Here is a 19,318-nt window from a genome sequence, read left to right as displayed (position 1 = left end):
TATGTTATGTGAAGGTAAGGAAAATTTATAGAACCAAAATTATTAATCTACACTCTCAATCAAAATTTCCAAAATATCTATGGCAGCTTTGGAAATTTTAGTACCAGGACCAAAAACACCTACTACACCCGCGTCAAATAAAAATTGATAATCTTTTGGGGGAATAACACCGCCTGCAATGACCATAATATCTTCTCTTCCATATTTTTTTAGCTCCTCTAAAACTTGTGGAACCAACGTTTTATGGCCTGCAGCCAAGGAGGAAATTCCCAGTACGTGTACATCATTTTCAATAGCCTGTTTCGCCGCTTCTTTTGGAGTTTGGAACAATGGACCGATATCCACATCAAAACCAAGATCAGCAAAGCTGGTGGCAACTACTTTTGCTCCGCGATCATGACCGTCTTGTCCCATTTTGGCAACCATTATTCTAGGACGACGACCATCCAGTTCAGCAAATTTATCAGATAGAGCTGCCGCCTTTTTAAAATGTTCGTCCTCTTGTATTGCTTTGCTATACACGCCCGTAATTGAATTAATTTTTGCTTTATATCTACCAAAAACAGTTTCCAATGCACTAGATATTTCACCCAATGTAGCTCTTTGTTCGGCAGCTTCTATTGCCAAAGCTAACAAATTTTTAGTACCCGTTTTGGCACTAGTACTTAAATTTTCCAGAGCCTTATGGACTAATTCCTGATTTCTAGTCGATTTTAAGGTATTTAACCTCTCTATTTGAGACTTTCTGACGGCATCATTATCAACTTCAAGCGTGTCTAAAACATCTTCTTCTTTAAGTTGATATTTATTTACCCCAACAATTATATCTTGTCTACTATCAATTCTGGCCTGTTTTTTAGCAGCCGCTTCTTCAATTCGCATTTTAGGGATTCCTTTTTCAATAGCTTTGGTCATTCCTCCCAATTCTTCTACTTCTTGAATCAATTTCCAAGCTTCATTGGCAATATTTTCAGTCAATTCTTCCACATAATAAGAACCTCCCCAAGGGTCAACGGTTTTTGTAATCTTGGTTTCTTCTTGAATGTAAATTTGCGTATTTCGGGCTATTCTAGCCGAAAAATCGGTAGGTAGTGCTATGGCTTCATCTAAAGCGTTTGTGTGCAAACTTTGTGTACCTCCAAATGCAGCAGCCATAGCTTCAACGGCAGTTCTTGCCACATTATTAAATGGATCTTGTGCGGTCAAGCTCCATCCGCTAGTTTGGCAATGCGTTCTCAACGCCAATGATTTTTGATTTTTAGGATTAAATTGTTTGACTATTTTAGCCCATAACATTCTCCCCGCCCTAAGTTTAGCAATTTCTTTAAAATGTTCCATTCCAATTGCCCAGAAAAAGGACAATCTTGGGGCAAAAGTATCAATATCCATTCCCGCTTCTGTACCTGTTCTTAAATATTCCAGTCCATCCGCCAAGGTATAAGCCAGTTCAATTTCAGGAGTTGCTCCGGCCTCCTGCATATGATAACCCGAAATTGAAATTGAATTGAATTTAGGCATATTTTTACTGGTATATTCAAAAATATCAGCAACGATTTTCATTGACGGCGTTGGCGGATAAATATAGGTGTTACGCACCATAAATTCTTTGAGAATATCGTTTTGGATAGTTCCAGATAAATCTGCAACGCTTACCCCCTGCTCTTTGGCAGCTACAATATAAAATGCTAAAATAGGCAACACTGCACCGTTCATGGTCATTGAAACGGACATTTGATCGAGTGGAATTTGATCGAAAAGAATTTTCATATCCTCCACAGAGTCAATGGCAACACCCGCTTTACCGACATCCCCCTGTACACGTTCATGGTCAGAATCGTAACCACGGTGTGTGGCTAAATCAAAAGCCACAGAAAGTCCTTTTTGACCTGCCGCTAAGTTTCTTCTGTAAAAAGCATTGCTTTCTTCGGCGGTAGAAAAACCTGCATATTGTCTGATAGTCCAAGGACGGCGTACATACATAGTTGAGTAAGGCCCACGTAAATAAGGTGGAATTCCAGCAGCAAAGTTTTCGTGTGGAAAATTCTGCCCGCCTTCGCTAGAACTACGGACGGATAAAAGTTCTGAGTTCTGAGTTCTGAGTTTTATATGTCGGACACTTTTTCTTGGCATTATTCTTTGCTTAATCTTTCCTGTTCTAATTTCTCTGCCAAACGCTTCGCAATAACAGGTTTAATAGTTGTTTTTCTTGGCTTGGTTTTTACAAAAGGATACAGCTCTAATTCAGACTTCATTTTATCATCTATATTTGGGTGTTTATTTGTTCCCAACAATACTATTTCACCATTGTCAAACTGTTGCTGTTCTTTTGTAGCACTTTCTTCTATTTTACGCTGTATTGTTCCAGCTTGCAATTGCTTTAAAAATCCACCGTTTTTTTCTATGTCTTTAAATAATTCCAACGCTTTTTCTGCAAATTGTTTGGTCAATGATTCTATATAGTAAGAGCCATCTGCAAATTGATTGGCTTGTTTAAAATAACTTTCTTCTTGTAAAATCAAAAGTTGGTTTCTGGCGATTCGCTCTGCAAATTCATTTTTTTTGTGATATAAACTGTCATAAGAAACATTGGAAATCACATCTGCCCCACCCAAAATAGCACTCATACATTCTGTTGTGGTACGTAACATATTAACATTATAATCATATAATGTTTTATTACGCAAGCTTGGTTTTGCAAATAGGTTCGCTTTTATATTTAAGTCGTATTCTTCGGTTAAAATTTCCCATAAATATTGAAATGCTCTTAGTTTAGCTATTTCGAAGAAGTAGTTGCCGCCAATAGAGAAGTTAAATTGAATAGATTCTTCGCTCTCGCTCTGAATGACAGTATCATTATTGGCATTCAAATATTCATTGGCATGGGCCAAGGCATAAGCTACCTGTTGAACAATATTTGCCCCTGCGTTTTGATAAAGTCCGGCATCTACAGAAAGTACATTCGTGTTTTTTGTTGCTTTTTTTAATATGTTTTCTAAAACAGTATGGTCTTCTTTATTGTTTTTAAACCAATTTCCTGTTTTGACAAGATTACCGATAATATCAGTGTTAAGAAATATGGTGAAATCAGAAGTTTTTTCAATAAGTTCTGTTAAGAAATCCGCCGAAAGAAAGTTCAGTTTGAAGTGGATTTGTAGTATCTTTTTACTATCGTCAGTAAGATAGAGTCCCTTTAATAGTTGCTCAACATCAAAAATTTCATTAGCCTCAAATTCTATGGCATTTGCTCCCCGTTTCAGGGCATCTTTTGCTAAAAAATTGGCAGTTTTTCCATCAGATACAAAAATAGATTGACAAACTGAAAACTGTTTTTTTTTAGAATTGATATTCAAAAAGTCAACATCGTCTAGGTGGTAAAAAGGCTTTACCTTAATGCCTTCGTTAGACTCCCATACCAAGGTTTCATTGTAATCGGCTCCTTTAAGATCAAACTGAATTTTTTGTTTCCATTGTTTAGAAGAAATCGGTTCAAATTCGTTAAATAAAAAATCGTTCATCGTTTATTCTTTTATCGAATCAAAATCAATAATATAAATATCCTCATCCTTGCGTTTCATTCTATATTCTTCACGTGCAAATTTTTCTAACGAATCAGGATCCTTTAAATTTTTGATCAATTTTTTATCTTTCTCAACTTCACTATCATAAAATTCATTCGTCTTTTCTAATTTATTTATTTCATGATTTAACTCTCTATGGTTCAAATAAGAATTCTCATCGATAAACAACATCCATATTAAAAAGAGCAATAAAATAATAACATACCTATTGCTGAAAAACCGAACTAATTTATGTTTTCTAAATTCTTTAAAAGTCATTTACTGCAATCTTTCATTAATTATAGTTCTTACAATATCAATGGCCACCGTATTGTATTTATTATTGGGGATAATAATATCGGCATATTCTTTCATCGGTTCTATAAATTGCTCGTGCATTGGCTTCAATGTGGTTTGATAGCGTTGAAGCACCTCATCCATATCTCTTGCCCTTTCGGTAATATCTCTTTTTAATCTGCGGATAAGTCGCTCGTCGGAATCGGCGTGCACAAATACTTTAATATCCATCATATCTCGTAATTCTTTATTGGTCAGAATTAATATTCCTTCAACTATCAATACCTTGCTCGGGTGCGTTTTTATGGTATCTTTTGTTCTGTTATGCCTTGCAAAGGAATATACAGGTTGTAGCACAGTTTTTCCTTTTTTCAGTTGCGATAGATGGTTGACCAACAAATCAAAATCGATCGCCCTTGGATGGTCAAAATTAATCTTTGTACGTTCTTCAATAGTAAGATTATCGGTTTCCCTGTAGTACAAATCTTGAGAAATTACAGTTACATCCTCATTGGGCAATTCGTTTATAATTTGATTAACAACAGTTGTTTTGCCACTTCCAGTTCCTCCAGCAATTCCAATTACAAGCATTAAATTTAATTTTTGATTGGTGCAAATTTACCAAATGTGTAAGATTTTACTTCTCAATTTTTGAAACTTCTTGTTCGGTAAACATTTTAGTATTTGTATTGCCAAAATTAGTTGTAATATAGTTCATTACATCAGCAATTTCCTTATTAGATAGTCCCATAGGTGCCATTGTTCCGTTATACTTTTTTCCGTTAACCACAATTTCTCCAGATTGTCCAAATTTTACGGCTTTTATACTCTCAAGCCTCTTATTTATTAAATAATCCGATCCAGCCAAAGGTGGAGTTACTTTTTCTACGCCTTTACCATCGGGCAAATGACAGTTCATACAGAAATCTTCATAAACAATAATTCCCCTATCTATGCTCTCCATAAAATCATCGTTTTTTGTTTCATCTTGACCAAAGGCATTAAAGAACCAGAGAAATATCAAAAAAGAAAACAGTAATCTGGTCATGATTTAGGTACGATTTTAACGATTCCCAAATTTTCTATACCCACATAAATATAACCATCAGGTGCTTGTCTAACACTTCTAACACGACCTAGACCTTCAAATAATTTTTCCCTTTTCACCACCTCATTATTTTCCAATATCAATCTTTCCAAATATTGAAATTTTAATGAACCCACTAACAAATCCCCTTTCCAATTTGGATATTTATCGGACGAGACAATAGTAAATCCGCTTGGTGCTATAGACGGTACCCAATAAAACAAGGGTTGTTCCATGCCAGGCAATGCAGTATGATCAGTAAAAGATGTTCCGCTATAATTGATACCGTAACTAATCTTTGGCCAGCCATAATTCAACCCTTTTTCAATGATATTAATTTCATCTCCACCTTGTGGACCGTGTTCGTGCGTCCAAATCTCTCCTGTTTCAGGATGCTTATACATACCTTGAGGGTTTCTATGCCCATAAGAATAAATAGCCTTTTTGGCATTGGGTTCGTCCATAAAAGGATTATCCTCAGGTATGGAACCATCATCGTTTATACGGTAAATTTTACCTCCATCTCTAGTAATATCTTGCGGGTTTTCATCGCGATTACCTCTATCACCAATTGAAAAATATAAAAAGCCATCATTATCAAATGCAAATCTGGATCCGAAATGTTGACCTTTGGTGGTATTCGGTTCGCCTTTGTACAATTTCTCTTTATTAACAAGTTGGTTTCCTTCCAATTTTGCTCTCATAATTGCAGTATTACCACCGTCACCACCACCTTCTTCAGAAGCATACGAAAGGTATATCCATCCATTTTCATTGTATTTGGGATGAACAATAACATCTAATAAACCACCTTGGCCTCTATTATAAATTTCGGGCAATCCACCAACAGTTGTTTTTACATTATCTTTAAAATGGATTAATTCCCCCGATTTTTCGGTAATAAGCATACTGCCGTCGGGTAAAAATGTCATTCCCCATGGTATATTTATCTCTCCGACGATTAATTCGGTTGTGTAATTTATTTCACCTGGTTCTTCAGCTTTAACTTCAGACTCTGTCTGCTGTGCACAGGCAGAATAATTTATAAGAATAAAAATTAGAAAAAACAATTTGTAAAACTTCATAATAGTGTATTAATATTAGAGGTACTAAAATTACAAATAAATCTGTATTGTAACTGTTAATAAAAACTATATATTTGCACCTCAAACCTTTATAAGGTTATAATACTTTATAAAATTAGGTTTTTAGCCTTAAATTAAAATTTGGAATATTTAATTTGATAACCATTTCGGGGTGTAGCGTAGCCCGGTTATCGCGCCGCGTTTGGGACGAGGAGGTCGCAGGTTCGAATCCTGCCACCCCGACAATTTAACATATCAATTGTTACTAAAAACCTGTTAATCGTATGATTTACAGGTTTTTCTGTTTTTAAGAATATCATAAGAATTGATATGTTTTGATTAAAAACGTCAACAAATCGGATAACAAATTAAAATTTCAAAAAGTGTTGACCAGATTTATAGCCAACGGTTTGTGAATCAATAAATAAATGTATCTTTATAAGTGATTTGACTTTCGTCTGATAACAACGAATTATTGTTAACTAAAAGACGAAATAATGAAAACATCTTCCACCTTCAGTATTTTGTTCTGGGCGGACTTTTCCAGGACAAAGAATGACCAAGCATCAATTTACGCTAGAATTACGGTAAATGGCAAACGGGCTACCATCAGCTTAAAACGAAAAGTTTTAGTGTCTGATTGGGATATCCACAAGAACAGAGCACGGGGAACAAGCCAAAAATCAAGAATCCTTAACAGTTATCTGGATGAAACTTACAATCATCTGTTTAAATGTTATCGTGATTTGATGGTCGAACATAAGTTGATTACTTCACAAGCTGTTAAAGCACGGTATTTTGGACAGGATGAAAATAATCGCTCAATTACTGATATTATCAATTACCATAATGAGGATATGGCTGGTAAGTTAAAATGGGGGACACAAAAAAATTACTACACTACCCAAAGTTATATCTCCAAATTTCTGTTGAAGTTCTATAAGACCACAGACCTTTATTTGCGTGAACTCGATTACCACTTTATTATAAAGTTCGAGAAATTTCTCCGAGACTATGTACCGGAAGACCATCAAAAACCAATGGGCAATAATACCGTAATGAAACATATCGAGCGTTTTAGAAAGATGATAACCTTGTCGTTAAAATTGGGGTGGATTGAACGCGACCCCTTTATCAATTTCAAATCTAAATTCATTAAAACGGAAAGAGGCTTTTTAAGCCTCGACGAGCTTCAAGCGATAGAAAACAAACAATTTGGTATTCCAAGATTGGAACTAGTAAAGGATTTGTTCGTTTTTAGTTGCTATACCAGTTTAAGCTATATAGATGTCATTCATTTGACTGCGGATAATATCTGTATAGGAATTGATGGCGAACTGTGGATTTATTATAAACGGGAAAAAACGACAAAACCCATCCGAATACCATTGTTGCCAAAGGCATTACAAATTATTGAAAAATATAAGAGCAATCGTAAATCTATATCCCAAGGAAGTATGTTTCCTAAAATATCGAACCAAAAACTAAATTCTTATCTAAAAGAAATTGCCGATGTCTGCGGAATTAAAAAGAATCTCACTTTTCATATCGCCAGACACACGTTTGCCACAACGGTTACTTTGAGTAATGGTATGCCAATTGAAACGGTTTCAAAGTTGTTGGGCCACTCCCGAATATCAACCACTCAAATTTATGCAAAAGTCATTGAGCGTAAAATAAGTGATGATATGCAAAAATTAAGGGCTCAATTCAAAGAGGTGGAAAACGAATCTGTCTCAAACGTAGCATCACAAAACTCATAATCCTTAAACAAAAGAACAATGGAATTAGCGATAATAAAAACCAAAATTCACAATATTCAAGGACATAGAGTAATCCTTGATTTTGACCTTGCTGAACTCTATGAAGTAGAAACCAGAGTGCTTAAACAAGCTGTTAGACGAAACCTAAAACGCTTTCCGGGTGATTTTATGTTTCAGCTTAAAAAAGACGAGTGGAAAGAGCTTATCACAATTTGTGATAAGCTTCCAGAGAACATTAAATTTAGTCCTACCACTCCTTTTGCCTTTACGGAGCAAGGCGTGGCAATGCTTTCTAGCGTACTTAATAGCGATAAGGCCATTGATGTAAATATATCCATTATGAGAGCTTTTGTAGCCTTGCGAAAGCATCTTACGGATTATAGCAATCTTAAAGAGCGGATTGCCCAGCTTGAAAAGGAAATGAACTTAAAATTTAAGGATATTCACGAAGCATTGAATTATTTGCTACAAAAGGATAAGATACAAGTTGAACAACAGAACAGAGAAAGAATTGGTTTTAAAAGAAAATCTTAACGGAATAGAAAAATATAATCATATACAATACTACACCTTTACTAATCGAGAGCATCTTCAGATGTTTGGTTGTTTTCCTCAACGTCATTTTCTGATACTATTGAAGCATTAATAGAATTTAACATTGTTTCTATTCTTGTTTTTTCATCATCGGTAAAATCGTCGGTAAAGTCTGTATCATCAAACTCGTTATTCTCTAATAGGTTTTTTATCATTTCTACATAAGAGAAATCTTCCTGTACGGTAGAAGTTGACATTTTTACAACTATCTCATCTTGGTCGTCTTTTGAAAAATATAGTTTCATAATTATTCTGTAAAATGTTTAAGATTGTATTTCTTAACTCGTTTTTTTATTGACGGTTTGCCTCCGTCTGTGATTTCTGCAATATAATCCAATACGTTTTTGTCGGCTATTTGACCTTCCAATCTACTCGAAACGATACTTATTTTGTTATCATTGTTCTGGCACAAAACTATATTTTGGGCATCAGCCAACATTGGAATTGTTGCGTTGTGAGAAACCAAAATGACTTGTTTTTTCGGCTTTATCTTTTTTATGGCTTTAACTAATCCCTTATTTATATAGTTAGTCGCTAAATTGTCCTCTGGCTGGTCGATAATAATCGGTGCAATGTCTCCATCATATCCTAAAATTATATCGAGTATCACAGAGGTTTTCCAACCAGCACTTAAATTGTCAAAATCCCTTCCATCAGCAGTTTCTATTTTATATTTTTTCTTATTTAGGTCTTCAAATTTTTTGTTAACCTTAATTTCAAAATCATCATAGCTATGTACTTTAGGCGACTGTTGTTTGAAATTTTCAAAAAACAAGTTTTCTGGGGCTAATTGATTGAAAAGAATTACTTTTTTATCAGTTTTCAAGTAGAAATTTATCACATCGAGAAACTTCTCTTTAGTCAAGCTAAAATCGTTTTGAATATACAGCTTGTGTCCCATAGATTCTATTACTTCCGAATCGCAACGGATAGCGTATTCAGAAATCTTCTCAATGATATTCTTGAATCGTGAATAAGCCTTTGAGTATTTTTTAATACTGGCGATTAAAGTGTCAAAATGTTGTTTTTTAGACTGCTCTTCCTCGTTTGATCCTCTTAAATGTTCATCATATGCCGTTTTAGAAAGTTGAATTATTTTTCTTGTTTTGCTTTCAAATTGGGAAACATAGTAGGCCTTATTAAGCTCTTCCTTTAAGTCTGCAATCAAATCTTCATTATACTCAACGAACGGATTGGCAAGTAAAAAAGCTTCAATCTCGTCTAAAACTGAAGTGTGTTGTTCATATTGATGCTGTGAATATTCCGTTTTGTCTATTATTTCTTGTGTAGGTAAAAGATTGGAAAGGACATTTTTTTGAACATCTTGTTTGTTAACCAGCCTTGAGAGAATTGGTATTTTCTTCAAATTTTTGTCTTCATCTTCTATTATCTTGACACATTTAACCAAGTCTTTCAAATCTGACTTTAATTTTAAAAGCCCTGCATCTACTTTTTCACGAATAGTGTCATCGCCAGGAAAAACCTTTTTGATTATATCAATATTGCCAAGGTTGTCATCGGTAGTTTCGTTGACAATGCTCATTATATAATTCTGTGATATGTAGTGAGGGTGTAGTCCAGATGGGTTTTCCACTATCATTTTATCTACTTCAAAATGCCCATAATTGGTTTTTGAAAAATCATTATAAATTTTGTTGTGAATTGAATCCACCAAAAGTGTCTTACCGCTCGATGAACCGCCAATTACAACATTTAGACCTGATGTTAGCTCTACATCAATTTCAATGTTTGTTTTAGACAGCTTTATTGCCCTTATGTTTTCTGACCAATTTTTAGGCTTTTCTTCTGAATAAACTAACCTTGAAGATTCTGAAAGTGATAATCTTAAACCGTTAAAAGTGGGAAGCGAAAACATCCAGGTAGGCACAAAAGGTTTAGCCTGTGATGATTTAGCGTTGGGGTATTGGCTCGGATTATAATTATCTGTACAGGTCATTAAATTTACAAACTCATTTATCCCAAGCTTTTTAAAATAATCTTGCGTTCTTTCAAGTCCTGAATTTCCTCTTGCAGTAAAGCCATCAAATTGGTTATAATAGATACTCCGCTCCATCGTACTGTCAAATCTAACACCGTCAGGAATTGATTTATCAAATGTAGAGTGTGATTGGCCACCGTGAGGTAAGAGTAAAAATTCGTATAAATCAAAAGTATTAATTACGGTTTCGATTGATGGTATTGTATCATCGTCCTTATTAACTACTTTATTTGGATAGAGTTCATCTAATTTTGTATTTAAATCATCAATAACCGTGTCATCTATTTCATCTAAATTGAAGTAGATATGACAATGGTAAGGTGGACAGGATGGGTAATTTTTTATATGAAGTTCAACACCAGCTAAAATATTTATTCCTAAACCTTTGGCTTTGAGATATACAGCTTTGTTTATAGTATTATGGTCAGTAATTGAAATTAAAAAAGTTGAATTTTTCGTGTAGTTGTTTATGTTATCAATTAACAGTTGTAAGTTGTAATCTGGATTCAAGTTATTTGGGTCATCCGAAGTGTGGATATGTAGGTCTAGATAAACTGGATTCATTCGTTTTGCATTGGTTGGTTTTGTAACAATTGCATAGACATAACACATCTATTGACATTATAGTTATACCATTGTTAAATTTGTAACAAAGATACTTTTTTATTTGGCGAGTTTTAAAATTCGTAACGCCCCTTGAATGACCAAAGCAAAAACAATAGTTCCGATAATCAAATCAGGTTTATTTGAGTTAAACCAGTTAACTAAAAGTCCGGCTACAATTACCCCTAAATTAATAATCACGTCATTTGAAGTGAAAATCATACTTGCTTTCATATGGGCTTCCTCTTTACTTTTAGATTTTTGAAGCAAATACAAACAAATACCATTTGCGATTAATGCAAAAATCGAAACGATAATCATAGTTGAAAAATTGGGTAATTTTTCTTCTCCAAAAAATCGCCTTAGGACTTCAATAAATCCTACTAGTGCCAAAGTAATTTGAAAGTACCCAGCGAGTTTTGCAATTCGCTTTTTTCTTGTAAATGTGCCTCCAACAGCAAAAAGACTTATGCCATAGACAAATGAGTCAGCAAGCATATCCAAGCTGTCGGCAACCAATCCCATAGATTTTGAGATTAAACCTGTGGTAATTTCCAATAAGAAGAATATGAAGTTAATTGCGAGAACTGTCCAAAGTAATTTTCTTTGGTTCTTGTCTTCTAAAAATTCAGTTTGTTCTGTTTCTTCAGAAGATAGTTTTTGCCCACCTAAATTCAGGTCAATAATTGATTGCTCAATCTGGTCTATTTGTCCAGTATGGTAAACAGTTAATTTTCTATTGGGAATATCGAAGTCTAGGTTTTTAACATCTGAAATTCCATCCAGTTTCATTCGGATAAGATTTTCCTCTGAAGGACAATCCATTTTGGCAATTTCAAATATTGTTTTTTGCATTAATAATTATTTGTTATATCTGTAACAAATATACTTTTTTAAGCACAAAAAAAGAGATGAAGAACACCTCTTAAATTCTGGTTTCCAAAACCACCTTTCTACTCCCTTTCAGTTCCTTCAGCTCCAGCATCAATTTTTCATTATCGCCTAAAACAAACTTTGGAATCACATATACAAATCGTTGGCTTTTCCCATCTGTAATGGAATATGGCATTTTGTGTTTATAAATAACTTCTTGTCGTAAGCTTTGGTAAGAGGCTTTGCGTTTATTGTTCCCATTGGCCCTGTACACATTAAGATAGTCGATTTCAAAAGTGATTCCGGATTTGTTTTTAACTTCAATTACCAAATACACTTCAGAAGCATCATAAGCCATTCTTTGCAATTGTATTTTGATTCCTTTCTTACGTTTGGTTTCAAGACGTTCAAAGTTGGATTTTAATAAGTATTCGCTGAATTTTTGAAAATGTGTTATTCTGTTTGTGTATTCGTTCAAAGGTTTAACTTTTAGCTTCTGTTTAATCTTTTCCGGAAATTCACTACCGATACTTTCATTTTTACCTATAAAATAATTCAGTTCTGGAAGTTTTACGGAATATTTCAAAATATAAGAGTAAACCTTCCCATTGTTTGTAACAGTCAATAGATTGCTTTCTTTTCCTGGCTTTGCCTGTAACAATCCGAAATACTGTTCTTTTTCCCGATTGTAGGTAAATACAAAATGATTTGCCCCTGTGATTCCCTGACGTATAGGGTTCGGGAAAAAGAGTGCCACGTTTTTTTGGTCGTTGGCATAAATGGTGTCCAAAGGTTGTTGTGCAGATATTGACATTGAACAAATCAATAGTAAAAGTGTGATATATGTTTTCATAAGAATAATTTTCAATAATTTAAGATTTAACAAATGCCCATTATGGGCTACAACTTAGTGGCTTTTAGGCTTTCCAAATAATTGTTGTAATGAAGGTTTCGAGGTTTTTAGAATAAGTTTGTAATTATCAGTTACCGTAACCTTTACCTTTTTGTGGTTGCGTTGGAATATCTTTCGAATACCGCTTACCTGTGGAACTCCTGTAATGTTGATGTCATCCACCATATCGCCAATTACTTCATTGGTAACTTCCGACCGAAAACTGTTCTCCACATAAATGCCCTCGCTACCGTCTTGGAGGTCAAAAGCTTTTAGTTTTACTGGCTGATGATTGATGTTCTCGATGTTAATGATTGTCCGATTTGGCTTAAAATTGACAAATCCATAAATAGGCGTATTCTTGGAATAGCGTTGTCCATAGATGGTCGCACCTTTTATCAATCGCATTTGTAAGCGATAATTGGTTTTAACGGTCTGTGTGCCATCTACACGTACATAAATAAAGGCATCGGTGTTTTTTGAATTCAAATCATCATTTTCAATGGGATGCGAGGCAAAAAAGAGTTGGTGTTCCAAACCAAGTTCTTTGGCCTCGACTAACATTTCTTTTTCTACAATGGCATCCGTTGTGTCTTTTTCCTTCTTACTCGTTGGTTTTGAGGGTTTGTATCTGGGATTGATATTTTCAAACGTTCTATCTGAATATCGAATCTGTCCTTGTTGGTAAATGCTATCCACCATTTGCATTTTTTTCTTGTCCAATAAATCGGGGTCGTATAGACCTGTGGAATCCAGCAGACGTTCATCATAAATACTGGGTGCATTGGTCTCCCTAACTTCCTTTAAGTCGTTTAGGGCATCCAATTTGGAATCATATTCCTTTTGGTTGTCTTCCAGTTCCGGTACGGGAATTTGGTTGTTGTCAATGGTCGGTTCTTCGTCTTTGCCCATAACGAGCATTGCATAACCTCCTATAAAAAGCAGGATGCACGCCAACACGATGGAAAAGACTATTTTATTTTTTTCTACTTTCATTGTATCTGTTTTATATGCCCTTTATGAGCCTTCATAATTTTCTAATTTTCGTAAGGTGCTTTCAAAAAAGTTGGTAATAAGAAGCCCGTGGGTATTGTTCGGGAAGTTTCTATCAACGTGAATCAAATTTCCAGTTGTGGTCAGTTCATACGTATCTGTGATAGTACCTCTGTTGATTTCAAAAATGGTTTTCGTTTCGAACCCATAAGGTTCTTTTTCTATGTTAACCTTTGATTCTATACTGAGGACTTTTTGAACCAACGAGTACTGCAACAAACGGTTATACACACCATCGGCCTTTTTCTGGCGGTACAAGGCATCTACGGAACTATTGCCCAACCATAGTGCCTTTTCCAAATTCTTTTCATAATTACTGGCATCTATGTTATAGAAATACGTGTGAAACAACTCCAATTGTGCCAAGACTTCTACTTTTAAATTTTCTTGCTGAGATACCAGTTTCAAGGGAATAACACTTCCGTCCGTATTGACCACAAAAGCATTGTTTACCGTTTCTTTATGGAGTTTTACGACCATTAACATCGAAACGATACAGGTCAGTACAGCTCCTATAACCACCGCCAAAACGATAAATCGGTTTAGCTTCAGTACGTTGTAAATATTTTTATAAGGCGTTTTCATCGATTTTCTGATTATTTTCAATGTTACCCAACAGCAAAATTTCAGATACTATCACCTCCGAAACATAATGTTTTACGCCCTCTTTATCTTTGTAGGAGCGAGAGGCCAGTTTCCCTTCGATAGCAATTTCTTTGCCCTTTCTTACGTACTTTTCGATGATTTCGGCAACTTTGCCCCAAGCTACAATGGTGTGCCAATAGGTACGTTTTACTTTATCACCTTGTGCATTTTTAAATAATTCATTGGTGGCTAAAGAAAACCGAGCTTTTTTTCTTTCGTTTTCCAAATTCGTAATGTCAGGATCTTCTCCTACATTACCGATTAACTGTATGTTGTTTTTTAATTTGTTCATGATATAATTATTTGATAATTAATGTGCTTTTTAATTTGAATTATCGACTTACCAAATCGGTTTTAAGCCGTAAAGAGTTTAAATACAAAAGAGGTTGCCCTACGGTAGAGTTTGAATTTCAGCAAGACAATAAACCCAATAGACCCGAATTGCAGTAAGGGTGCGAAAAAATTACTTCCCCAATCCGTACCAAACAGGTCGCTCCAGAAATTGGTGTTGATTTCGGTATAAAGATTATTCACGAAAACATTTACCAAAAAGAATGCAGGCACTAGCATATACACACCAGCATAGAGCTTGAAAAAATTGTAAGCCAACGACCTGAATTTTTCAAAAACCGCCAAACTGATAACCAACGGAAAAAAGGCTTGCATAATACCCAAGAGGAAAAACCGTTCCGCCAAGAACAAAGGGTAGATAAACAAATCCAATAGCCACAGGAAAATTCCAATGATGAAGGACAATATCTTTAACCCATATAAGGGAGTAACCAAGGCTTCATATAGCATTGCCATAGCTTTTTTGGCGGCATCCCATGCACTCACATCCTGCTCGATGTCAATATCTTGCATCTGCAACGGGAGGAGTGCGGGTGCCGTGTCCCGATATTGGTTTTCGATGGCGACCAAAATGGTGTCGAATACTCCCAATACCTGAGTGGAAAAAATGACCAAAATTACTACTGCGAAGTTCTTTGCCAGTTCCCCAGGGGTCAAACCCCACGTATAACCTTCATTATTGGCAACACCTTCATTATACTTTTTTAGAATGTTAACGAGGAAGAACAATATGGCCAGTGTTTTCATTCCCGCAATAGTGTATTGTGAGAAATCACTGTTTTTGATGGTGGTAAAAACTGCATCAATGTATTCTAACCCTATGCCTAAAAAAATACCTGACATTAGTAATTGGTTTCTCGGTTATTGATTTTGTGCTGCATTTCTCTAAAAGCAATAATCTCTCGATAACGTCTGGTCTTGGCTTCGATTTCTGCGACCATTTCCTTGGATTGCAGTTCTTTTTCCTTTAAAACCATCGCACGTTCGGCATCTGTCATTTTCATACTATCGTTCGATAGTATCTTATCAATATATTCCATACCATCAATGGAGTTCTGAATAATGGCATCGAAAGAATCCGAAATGCGACCTACTTCATCGGACTTGATAAAAGGTGAATTAAGGATTTCCCTTAAATCGCTTTGCACAACATCGTACAAACGTTGATTATTTCTTGCTAATTCCCTGACCGCTTTGAGTTGTTTAATCACATCGTTTACTTTGTCGATATTCTCCTTTTGCGTTTTAAGGAATTTTACCGTCTTCATTAAATTGGCGGTCTGTTTACCAGATTCCAATAATGATTTTACAAAAGAGATAAAGTTTGTGTTGTCATACACAGGCATCCCCTGACCCGTAGCACGGGCAGGCAATAAAGCAATAAAGGTTACTGCTAATACTAAAATTTTGATTTTGTGTTTCATTTGTTTGTGTTTTAAAGTGATACTTATTGTGATTTCTGAAGGAAGCTTTTAATAGCCTCTTCCATATTAATTGTCTTATCATAAATGGCCATTATGGCCTCGCTCTCTTTTCCGTCAGTCAGGTAGGCAGCAAAGACTTCTGGCGGTACTTCCAATCGGAAAATGTTGCTTTCCTTTCCTATTTTGATGAACATTTCGGTATATTTTCGTGTTCCCGTAAGGTTGTTGCGAATGGATTTTAACTGGTTTAAATCGTGGCTTGATAGGTTAAGCCTGTTCTTTAGTTCGGCATAACCTTTTTCATTCCGAAGGCTATAAATGACCTGGGTGTTTTCCAAAATGCTTGCTGATGTGGAATTGTTGGGCAATTGGTTAATGGATTGAAGGATAATCCCAATTGCTCCATTCTGTTTTCTAATTGCTTGGTAGTAGAATTCGACACTTTCAAGTACATTTTCAAATTTGAGTTGTTTGGCAAACTCATCAAATAGGATGATGCCTTTTTCGGCTTTGTTTCGCCAAATGGTTCTTTGAATGGCCGACTTAATCAATTTAAGCATCACGGACAGGATTTCCTTATTGTCCTTGACTTCATCGAGTTCAAAAACAATCAAACGTTTATCCTCAATTTTATAAGTCTGGTCTTCACTTACATTGAATAGGAAGCTGTATAAGCCATCATCAACATATTCCGAAAGGATGTGTAGAAAATCGTAAATGTTGAAATGCTGCTCCTGAATATGAAGCTCCTTTAAAAGTGCGTCTTTTTTGGTATCTACAAACTGATATAAATTTTCAAGGGAATGGGTGTATTCGACACCTTTTTGGTAATAGTAACGCAGTACCTTTTTAACGGCAACTTCTTCAGCTTTGGTCGTTGACTTACCGGAAGCCAAAAGTTCTAAAAGGAATATTGCCAAATCTTCTAAACGCTCTGGTGTTAAATCATTGACATCAGCAATGTAAAATGGATTGATACCCAAGTTTTTTCCTTGCTCATAGCGCAGGATGATATGGTCATTTGGATAGAGCTTTGCGAATTTTGAATACGACCCCCCTAAATCAATTATGACCAGTCGGACATTTTGTTCAAAATATTGGCGTAGTATATTGTTCGCCAAAAAGGATTTTCCCTCTCCCGTAGGTGCGAAAATGGCAAAATTTCGAGCTTTGATGCGTTTCTTCTTTTCATCCCACACATCTTTCAGTACCGGAATATTATGTTGTCTATCATTAAAAATGACACCTGTAGCATCGGTCTGATAATTGGTATTGTTGATATACAGGCAAAGGGCGTGTTTTAAATCGGTTACAAATAAATCTTCATTTGAAAAGTTGGAAGTAAAACAGCAATAAGAATTTAAGAAATATTGTTTGCGTTCTTCTCCTTTAGGGTAATAAGGTACTATGTCCAGTTCTTTAAACTCTGTCTTAATCTTGGATGCAATATTTTCTAGCTCTCGGGCTTCCCGAGCCCAAAAAACAATGTTCAGATGTCCTCGAATAATCCGTGAACTATCATCCTCATTGATTTTGGCAACTATATCTTCAATCTTTTTTAAGATGACTTTATTCTGTGTTCCAAAATTGGAGCTCTTTTTGAGTTCCTCTATTTTCTTGTCCAACAGTTTTCGCCATTTATGTTTGTCATCCAAATAAATGATTTGGTTGACGATATGGTTTTCATTGAGATTCAGTCCCAATCCGTCAATAAATCCCTGGTGGAATATAAAATCGTCCGAAGTAAATTTGTCATTGGTCTTACTGCTCTGAACCACATCGCCAAAACACAGTTCGCTATTGATTGCCAACACATCAAAATGATGGTCGCCAATTTCGATATTGGATTTCTTCAACTGGATGTCGGTATCGAACCCCTCGTTAAATCCGTTGAAATAGGCATTGGTCAACGATAGCACTTTATCTATATCCAAAGGCATCAATGACACCTTTCGGCTATTATTGACAAAGGAAACGGCATCATTGACCGAAGCAATGAACTCCTGTACATTGTGGTCCATTTTCTTATGGATGCCCTTTTCGACCTTGCGAAACGGATTGGTGAATTTTGGGGCGTTCAACGCCTTGTTATATGGGAGAATAAAGAATAGGTAAGAAGTATGTTTTATGAATTCCCGACCTTTAAAATAATCGTGCGTGGCACGTTGCAAAAAACTTTTGTTGGGTAATTTATCTGCTTCATATTGGCTTTTTTGATAAATGTCCTGTTTATGGATAACCGTAGCGATAGGCAATGATTTAAACGCTTGAAACCACGACCCGTGCATATCCTCAAAATCTTTTTCCGCAAGGGAATAGATTTCAGGACTGTCCACTTGATAGCCCAATACCACGTTGCCATTGTTTGCAAAAACGATATGGTCTTGAATATCCAAAATAGGATGATATGCCGATAGGTTAATTTTCTTCATAGTGTAAGCGACTTCCTTTTTTATTGCTGATTGTTTGTGGAAATACCCTTTTAATGTGCATTAAAGCAGGGTTTTTGGTAATGTGGGTCAAAGCGATATACAGTATGCCGTTTAATAGGAATACTGAAATAATGACCGTAAAGCTGAAAGAAAAAATGATGAACAATAACGAGCCGATAACGACGGTCATCATCAAAGCGAACAATGATATGGGTAGCCCCATTATCACGGCTCGCTTGCGTATGTTTTTATAGACCTCAAAGCGTTTCATTAAACTACGATGCTAATGAGATACGTAAAGATGCCTACTACTGCTCCTGCAATCAATACAAAGACCAACACACGGGTAATTCCTTTTTTTAAGTCGGCATTCTCGCCAAAAAAATGTCCAGCATTAAATAGGAAGCCAATTAAAAAGATAACTCCCAGAATTATTGGGAAAATGGTTCGGATGGTATCGGAAACATCATTTACTGAATCTTCGATACCACCAATTTGTGCAAAAGTTGTACTTGAAATAAGTAACGATAGGATGGTTACATAATACCATTTCTGATTTAAAAATACTCAAAAAATGTTTTAGTGTATAATTGATAACTGGTGATAGATTTTATAAGTTCAGGAGTTAGTTGGTTTACCATCTCAGTAATTTTATCTTGTAGC

Annotated in this window: 20 protein-coding genes and 1 tRNA gene; 3 read left to right on the top strand and 18 right to left on the bottom strand. The window is 35.4% G+C overall.

Annotated features, from left to right (window positions below; translation table 11 throughout):
* Positions 1-42: 42 nt before the first annotated feature.
* From scpA to UMM65_RS08995, 6 genes are read right to left on the bottom strand one after another with little or no spacing between them, the layout of a single operon-like run.
* The gene (gene scpA, locus UMM65_RS09020) at positions 43-2,130 is read right to left on the bottom strand and encodes a methylmalonyl-CoA mutase (RefSeq protein ID WP_321976176.1); all 2,088 of its coding nucleotides are present in this window, start codon (positions 2,128-2,130) and stop codon (positions 43-45) included.
* Entirely contained in the window at positions 2,130-3,515 is a 1,386-nt protein-coding gene (locus UMM65_RS09015; RefSeq protein WP_321976175.1) for a methylmalonyl-CoA mutase subunit beta, read from the bottom strand. Before UMM65_RS09015 ends, scpA begins: the two co-directional genes overlap by 1 nt.
* Before the next feature lie 3 nt (positions 3,516-3,518).
* Entirely contained in the window at positions 3,519-3,836 is a 318-nt protein-coding gene (locus tag UMM65_RS09010) for an FtsB family cell division protein (protein WP_321976174.1), read from the bottom strand.
* Positions 3,837-4,445, bottom strand: coding sequence for a uridine kinase (udk, locus tag UMM65_RS09005; protein WP_321976173.1), 609 nt, complete (start codon positions 4,443-4,445; stop codon positions 3,837-3,839).
* 46 nt (positions 4,446-4,491) lie between these two features.
* A complete protein-coding gene (locus UMM65_RS09000) occupies positions 4,492-4,902 on the bottom strand; it encodes a c-type cytochrome (RefSeq protein WP_321976172.1) in 411 nt (136 codons plus the stop codon).
* Positions 4,899-6,026: a PQQ-dependent sugar dehydrogenase gene (locus tag UMM65_RS08995; protein ID WP_321976171.1), complete on the bottom strand. Its 1,128-nt coding sequence runs from the start codon at positions 6,024-6,026 to the stop codon at positions 4,899-4,901. The genes UMM65_RS09000 and UMM65_RS08995 overlap by 4 nt, the downstream gene beginning before the upstream one ends.
* 168 nt (positions 6,027-6,194) lie before the next feature.
* Here UMM65_RS08995 and UMM65_RS08990 point away from each other — a divergent pair.
* The 3 genes from UMM65_RS08990 (at position 6,195) to UMM65_RS08980 (ending at position 8,323) form a co-directional block, all read left to right on the top strand.
* A tRNA-Pro gene (locus UMM65_RS08990) sits at positions 6,195-6,269 on the top strand.
* Between the two features lie 254 nt (positions 6,270-6,523).
* Complete coding sequence (locus UMM65_RS08985; RefSeq protein WP_321976170.1) at positions 6,524-7,789, top strand: site-specific integrase; 1,266 nt, start codon at positions 6,524-6,526, stop codon at positions 7,787-7,789.
* A gap of 18 nt (positions 7,790-7,807) precedes the next feature.
* On the top strand, positions 7,808-8,323 hold the full coding sequence (locus UMM65_RS08980) for an ORF6N domain-containing protein (protein ID WP_321976169.1): 516 nt from the start codon (positions 7,808-7,810) through the stop codon (positions 8,321-8,323).
* 41 nt (positions 8,324-8,364) lie between these two features.
* On the opposite strand, the gene UMM65_RS08975 is transcribed toward UMM65_RS08980, so the two are convergent.
* The 12 genes from UMM65_RS08975 to UMM65_RS08920 form a co-directional block, all read right to left on the bottom strand.
* On the bottom strand, positions 8,365-8,628 hold the full coding sequence (locus UMM65_RS08975) for a hypothetical protein (RefSeq protein ID WP_321976168.1): 264 nt from the start codon (positions 8,626-8,628) through the stop codon (positions 8,365-8,367).
* Positions 8,629-8,630: 2 nt separating this feature from the next.
* Positions 8,631-10,946, bottom strand: a complete 2,316-nt coding sequence (locus UMM65_RS08970; RefSeq protein ID WP_321976167.1) for an ATPase — start codon at positions 10,944-10,946, stop codon at positions 8,631-8,633.
* A 99-nt stretch (positions 10,947-11,045) separates the two neighbouring features.
* Positions 11,046-11,840 (bottom strand): cation diffusion facilitator family transporter, encoded by a 795-nt coding sequence (locus tag UMM65_RS08965; RefSeq protein ID WP_321976166.1) that lies wholly within the window; start codon positions 11,838-11,840, stop codon positions 11,046-11,048.
* A gap of 70 nt (positions 11,841-11,910) precedes the next feature.
* Positions 11,911-12,711 (bottom strand): DUF4138 domain-containing protein, encoded by an 801-nt coding sequence (locus UMM65_RS08960; protein WP_321976165.1) that lies wholly within the window; start codon positions 12,709-12,711, stop codon positions 11,911-11,913.
* 54 nt (positions 12,712-12,765) lie between these two features.
* Positions 12,766-13,746, bottom strand: coding sequence for a conjugative transposon protein TraM (gene traM / locus UMM65_RS08955; protein ID WP_321976164.1), 981 nt, complete (start codon positions 13,744-13,746; stop codon positions 12,766-12,768).
* Positions 13,747-13,767: 21 nt separating this feature from the next.
* Positions 13,768-14,388, bottom strand: a complete 621-nt coding sequence (locus tag UMM65_RS08950; RefSeq protein ID WP_321976163.1) for a conjugal transfer protein TraK — start codon at positions 14,386-14,388, stop codon at positions 13,768-13,770.
* Positions 14,372-14,740, bottom strand: a complete 369-nt coding sequence (locus tag UMM65_RS08945; protein WP_321976162.1) for a single-stranded DNA-binding protein — start codon at positions 14,738-14,740, stop codon at positions 14,372-14,374. The genes UMM65_RS08950 and UMM65_RS08945 overlap by 17 nt, the downstream gene beginning before the upstream one ends.
* 62 nt (positions 14,741-14,802) lie before the next feature.
* Complete coding sequence (locus tag UMM65_RS08940) at positions 14,803-15,642, bottom strand: hypothetical protein (protein WP_321976161.1); 840 nt, start codon at positions 15,640-15,642, stop codon at positions 14,803-14,805.
* Entirely contained in the window at positions 15,642-16,223 is a 582-nt protein-coding gene (locus UMM65_RS08935; RefSeq protein ID WP_321976160.1) for a conjugal transfer protein, read from the bottom strand. Before UMM65_RS08935 ends, UMM65_RS08940 begins: the two co-directional genes overlap by 1 nt.
* Before the next feature lie 23 nt (positions 16,224-16,246).
* Positions 16,247-18,655: a TraG family conjugative transposon ATPase gene (locus tag UMM65_RS08930; RefSeq protein WP_321976159.1), complete on the bottom strand. Its 2,409-nt coding sequence runs from the start codon at positions 18,653-18,655 to the stop codon at positions 16,247-16,249.
* Complete coding sequence (locus UMM65_RS08925) at positions 18,642-18,926, bottom strand: hypothetical protein (protein ID WP_283636929.1); 285 nt, start codon at positions 18,924-18,926, stop codon at positions 18,642-18,644. Before UMM65_RS08925 ends, UMM65_RS08930 begins: the two co-directional genes overlap by 14 nt.
* A complete protein-coding gene (locus UMM65_RS08920) occupies positions 18,926-19,189 on the bottom strand; it encodes a hypothetical protein (protein WP_321976305.1) in 264 nt (87 codons plus the stop codon). The genes UMM65_RS08925 and UMM65_RS08920 overlap by 1 nt, the downstream gene beginning before the upstream one ends.
* Positions 19,190-19,318 lie beyond the last annotated feature (129 nt).

Origin of the sequence: Aureibaculum koreense (assembly GCF_034296135.1) — a bacterium.
Lineage (GTDB): Bacteria > Bacteroidota > Bacteroidia > Flavobacteriales > Flavobacteriaceae > Aureibaculum.
This window is presented reverse-complemented; position numbering and strand designations above follow the sequence as displayed.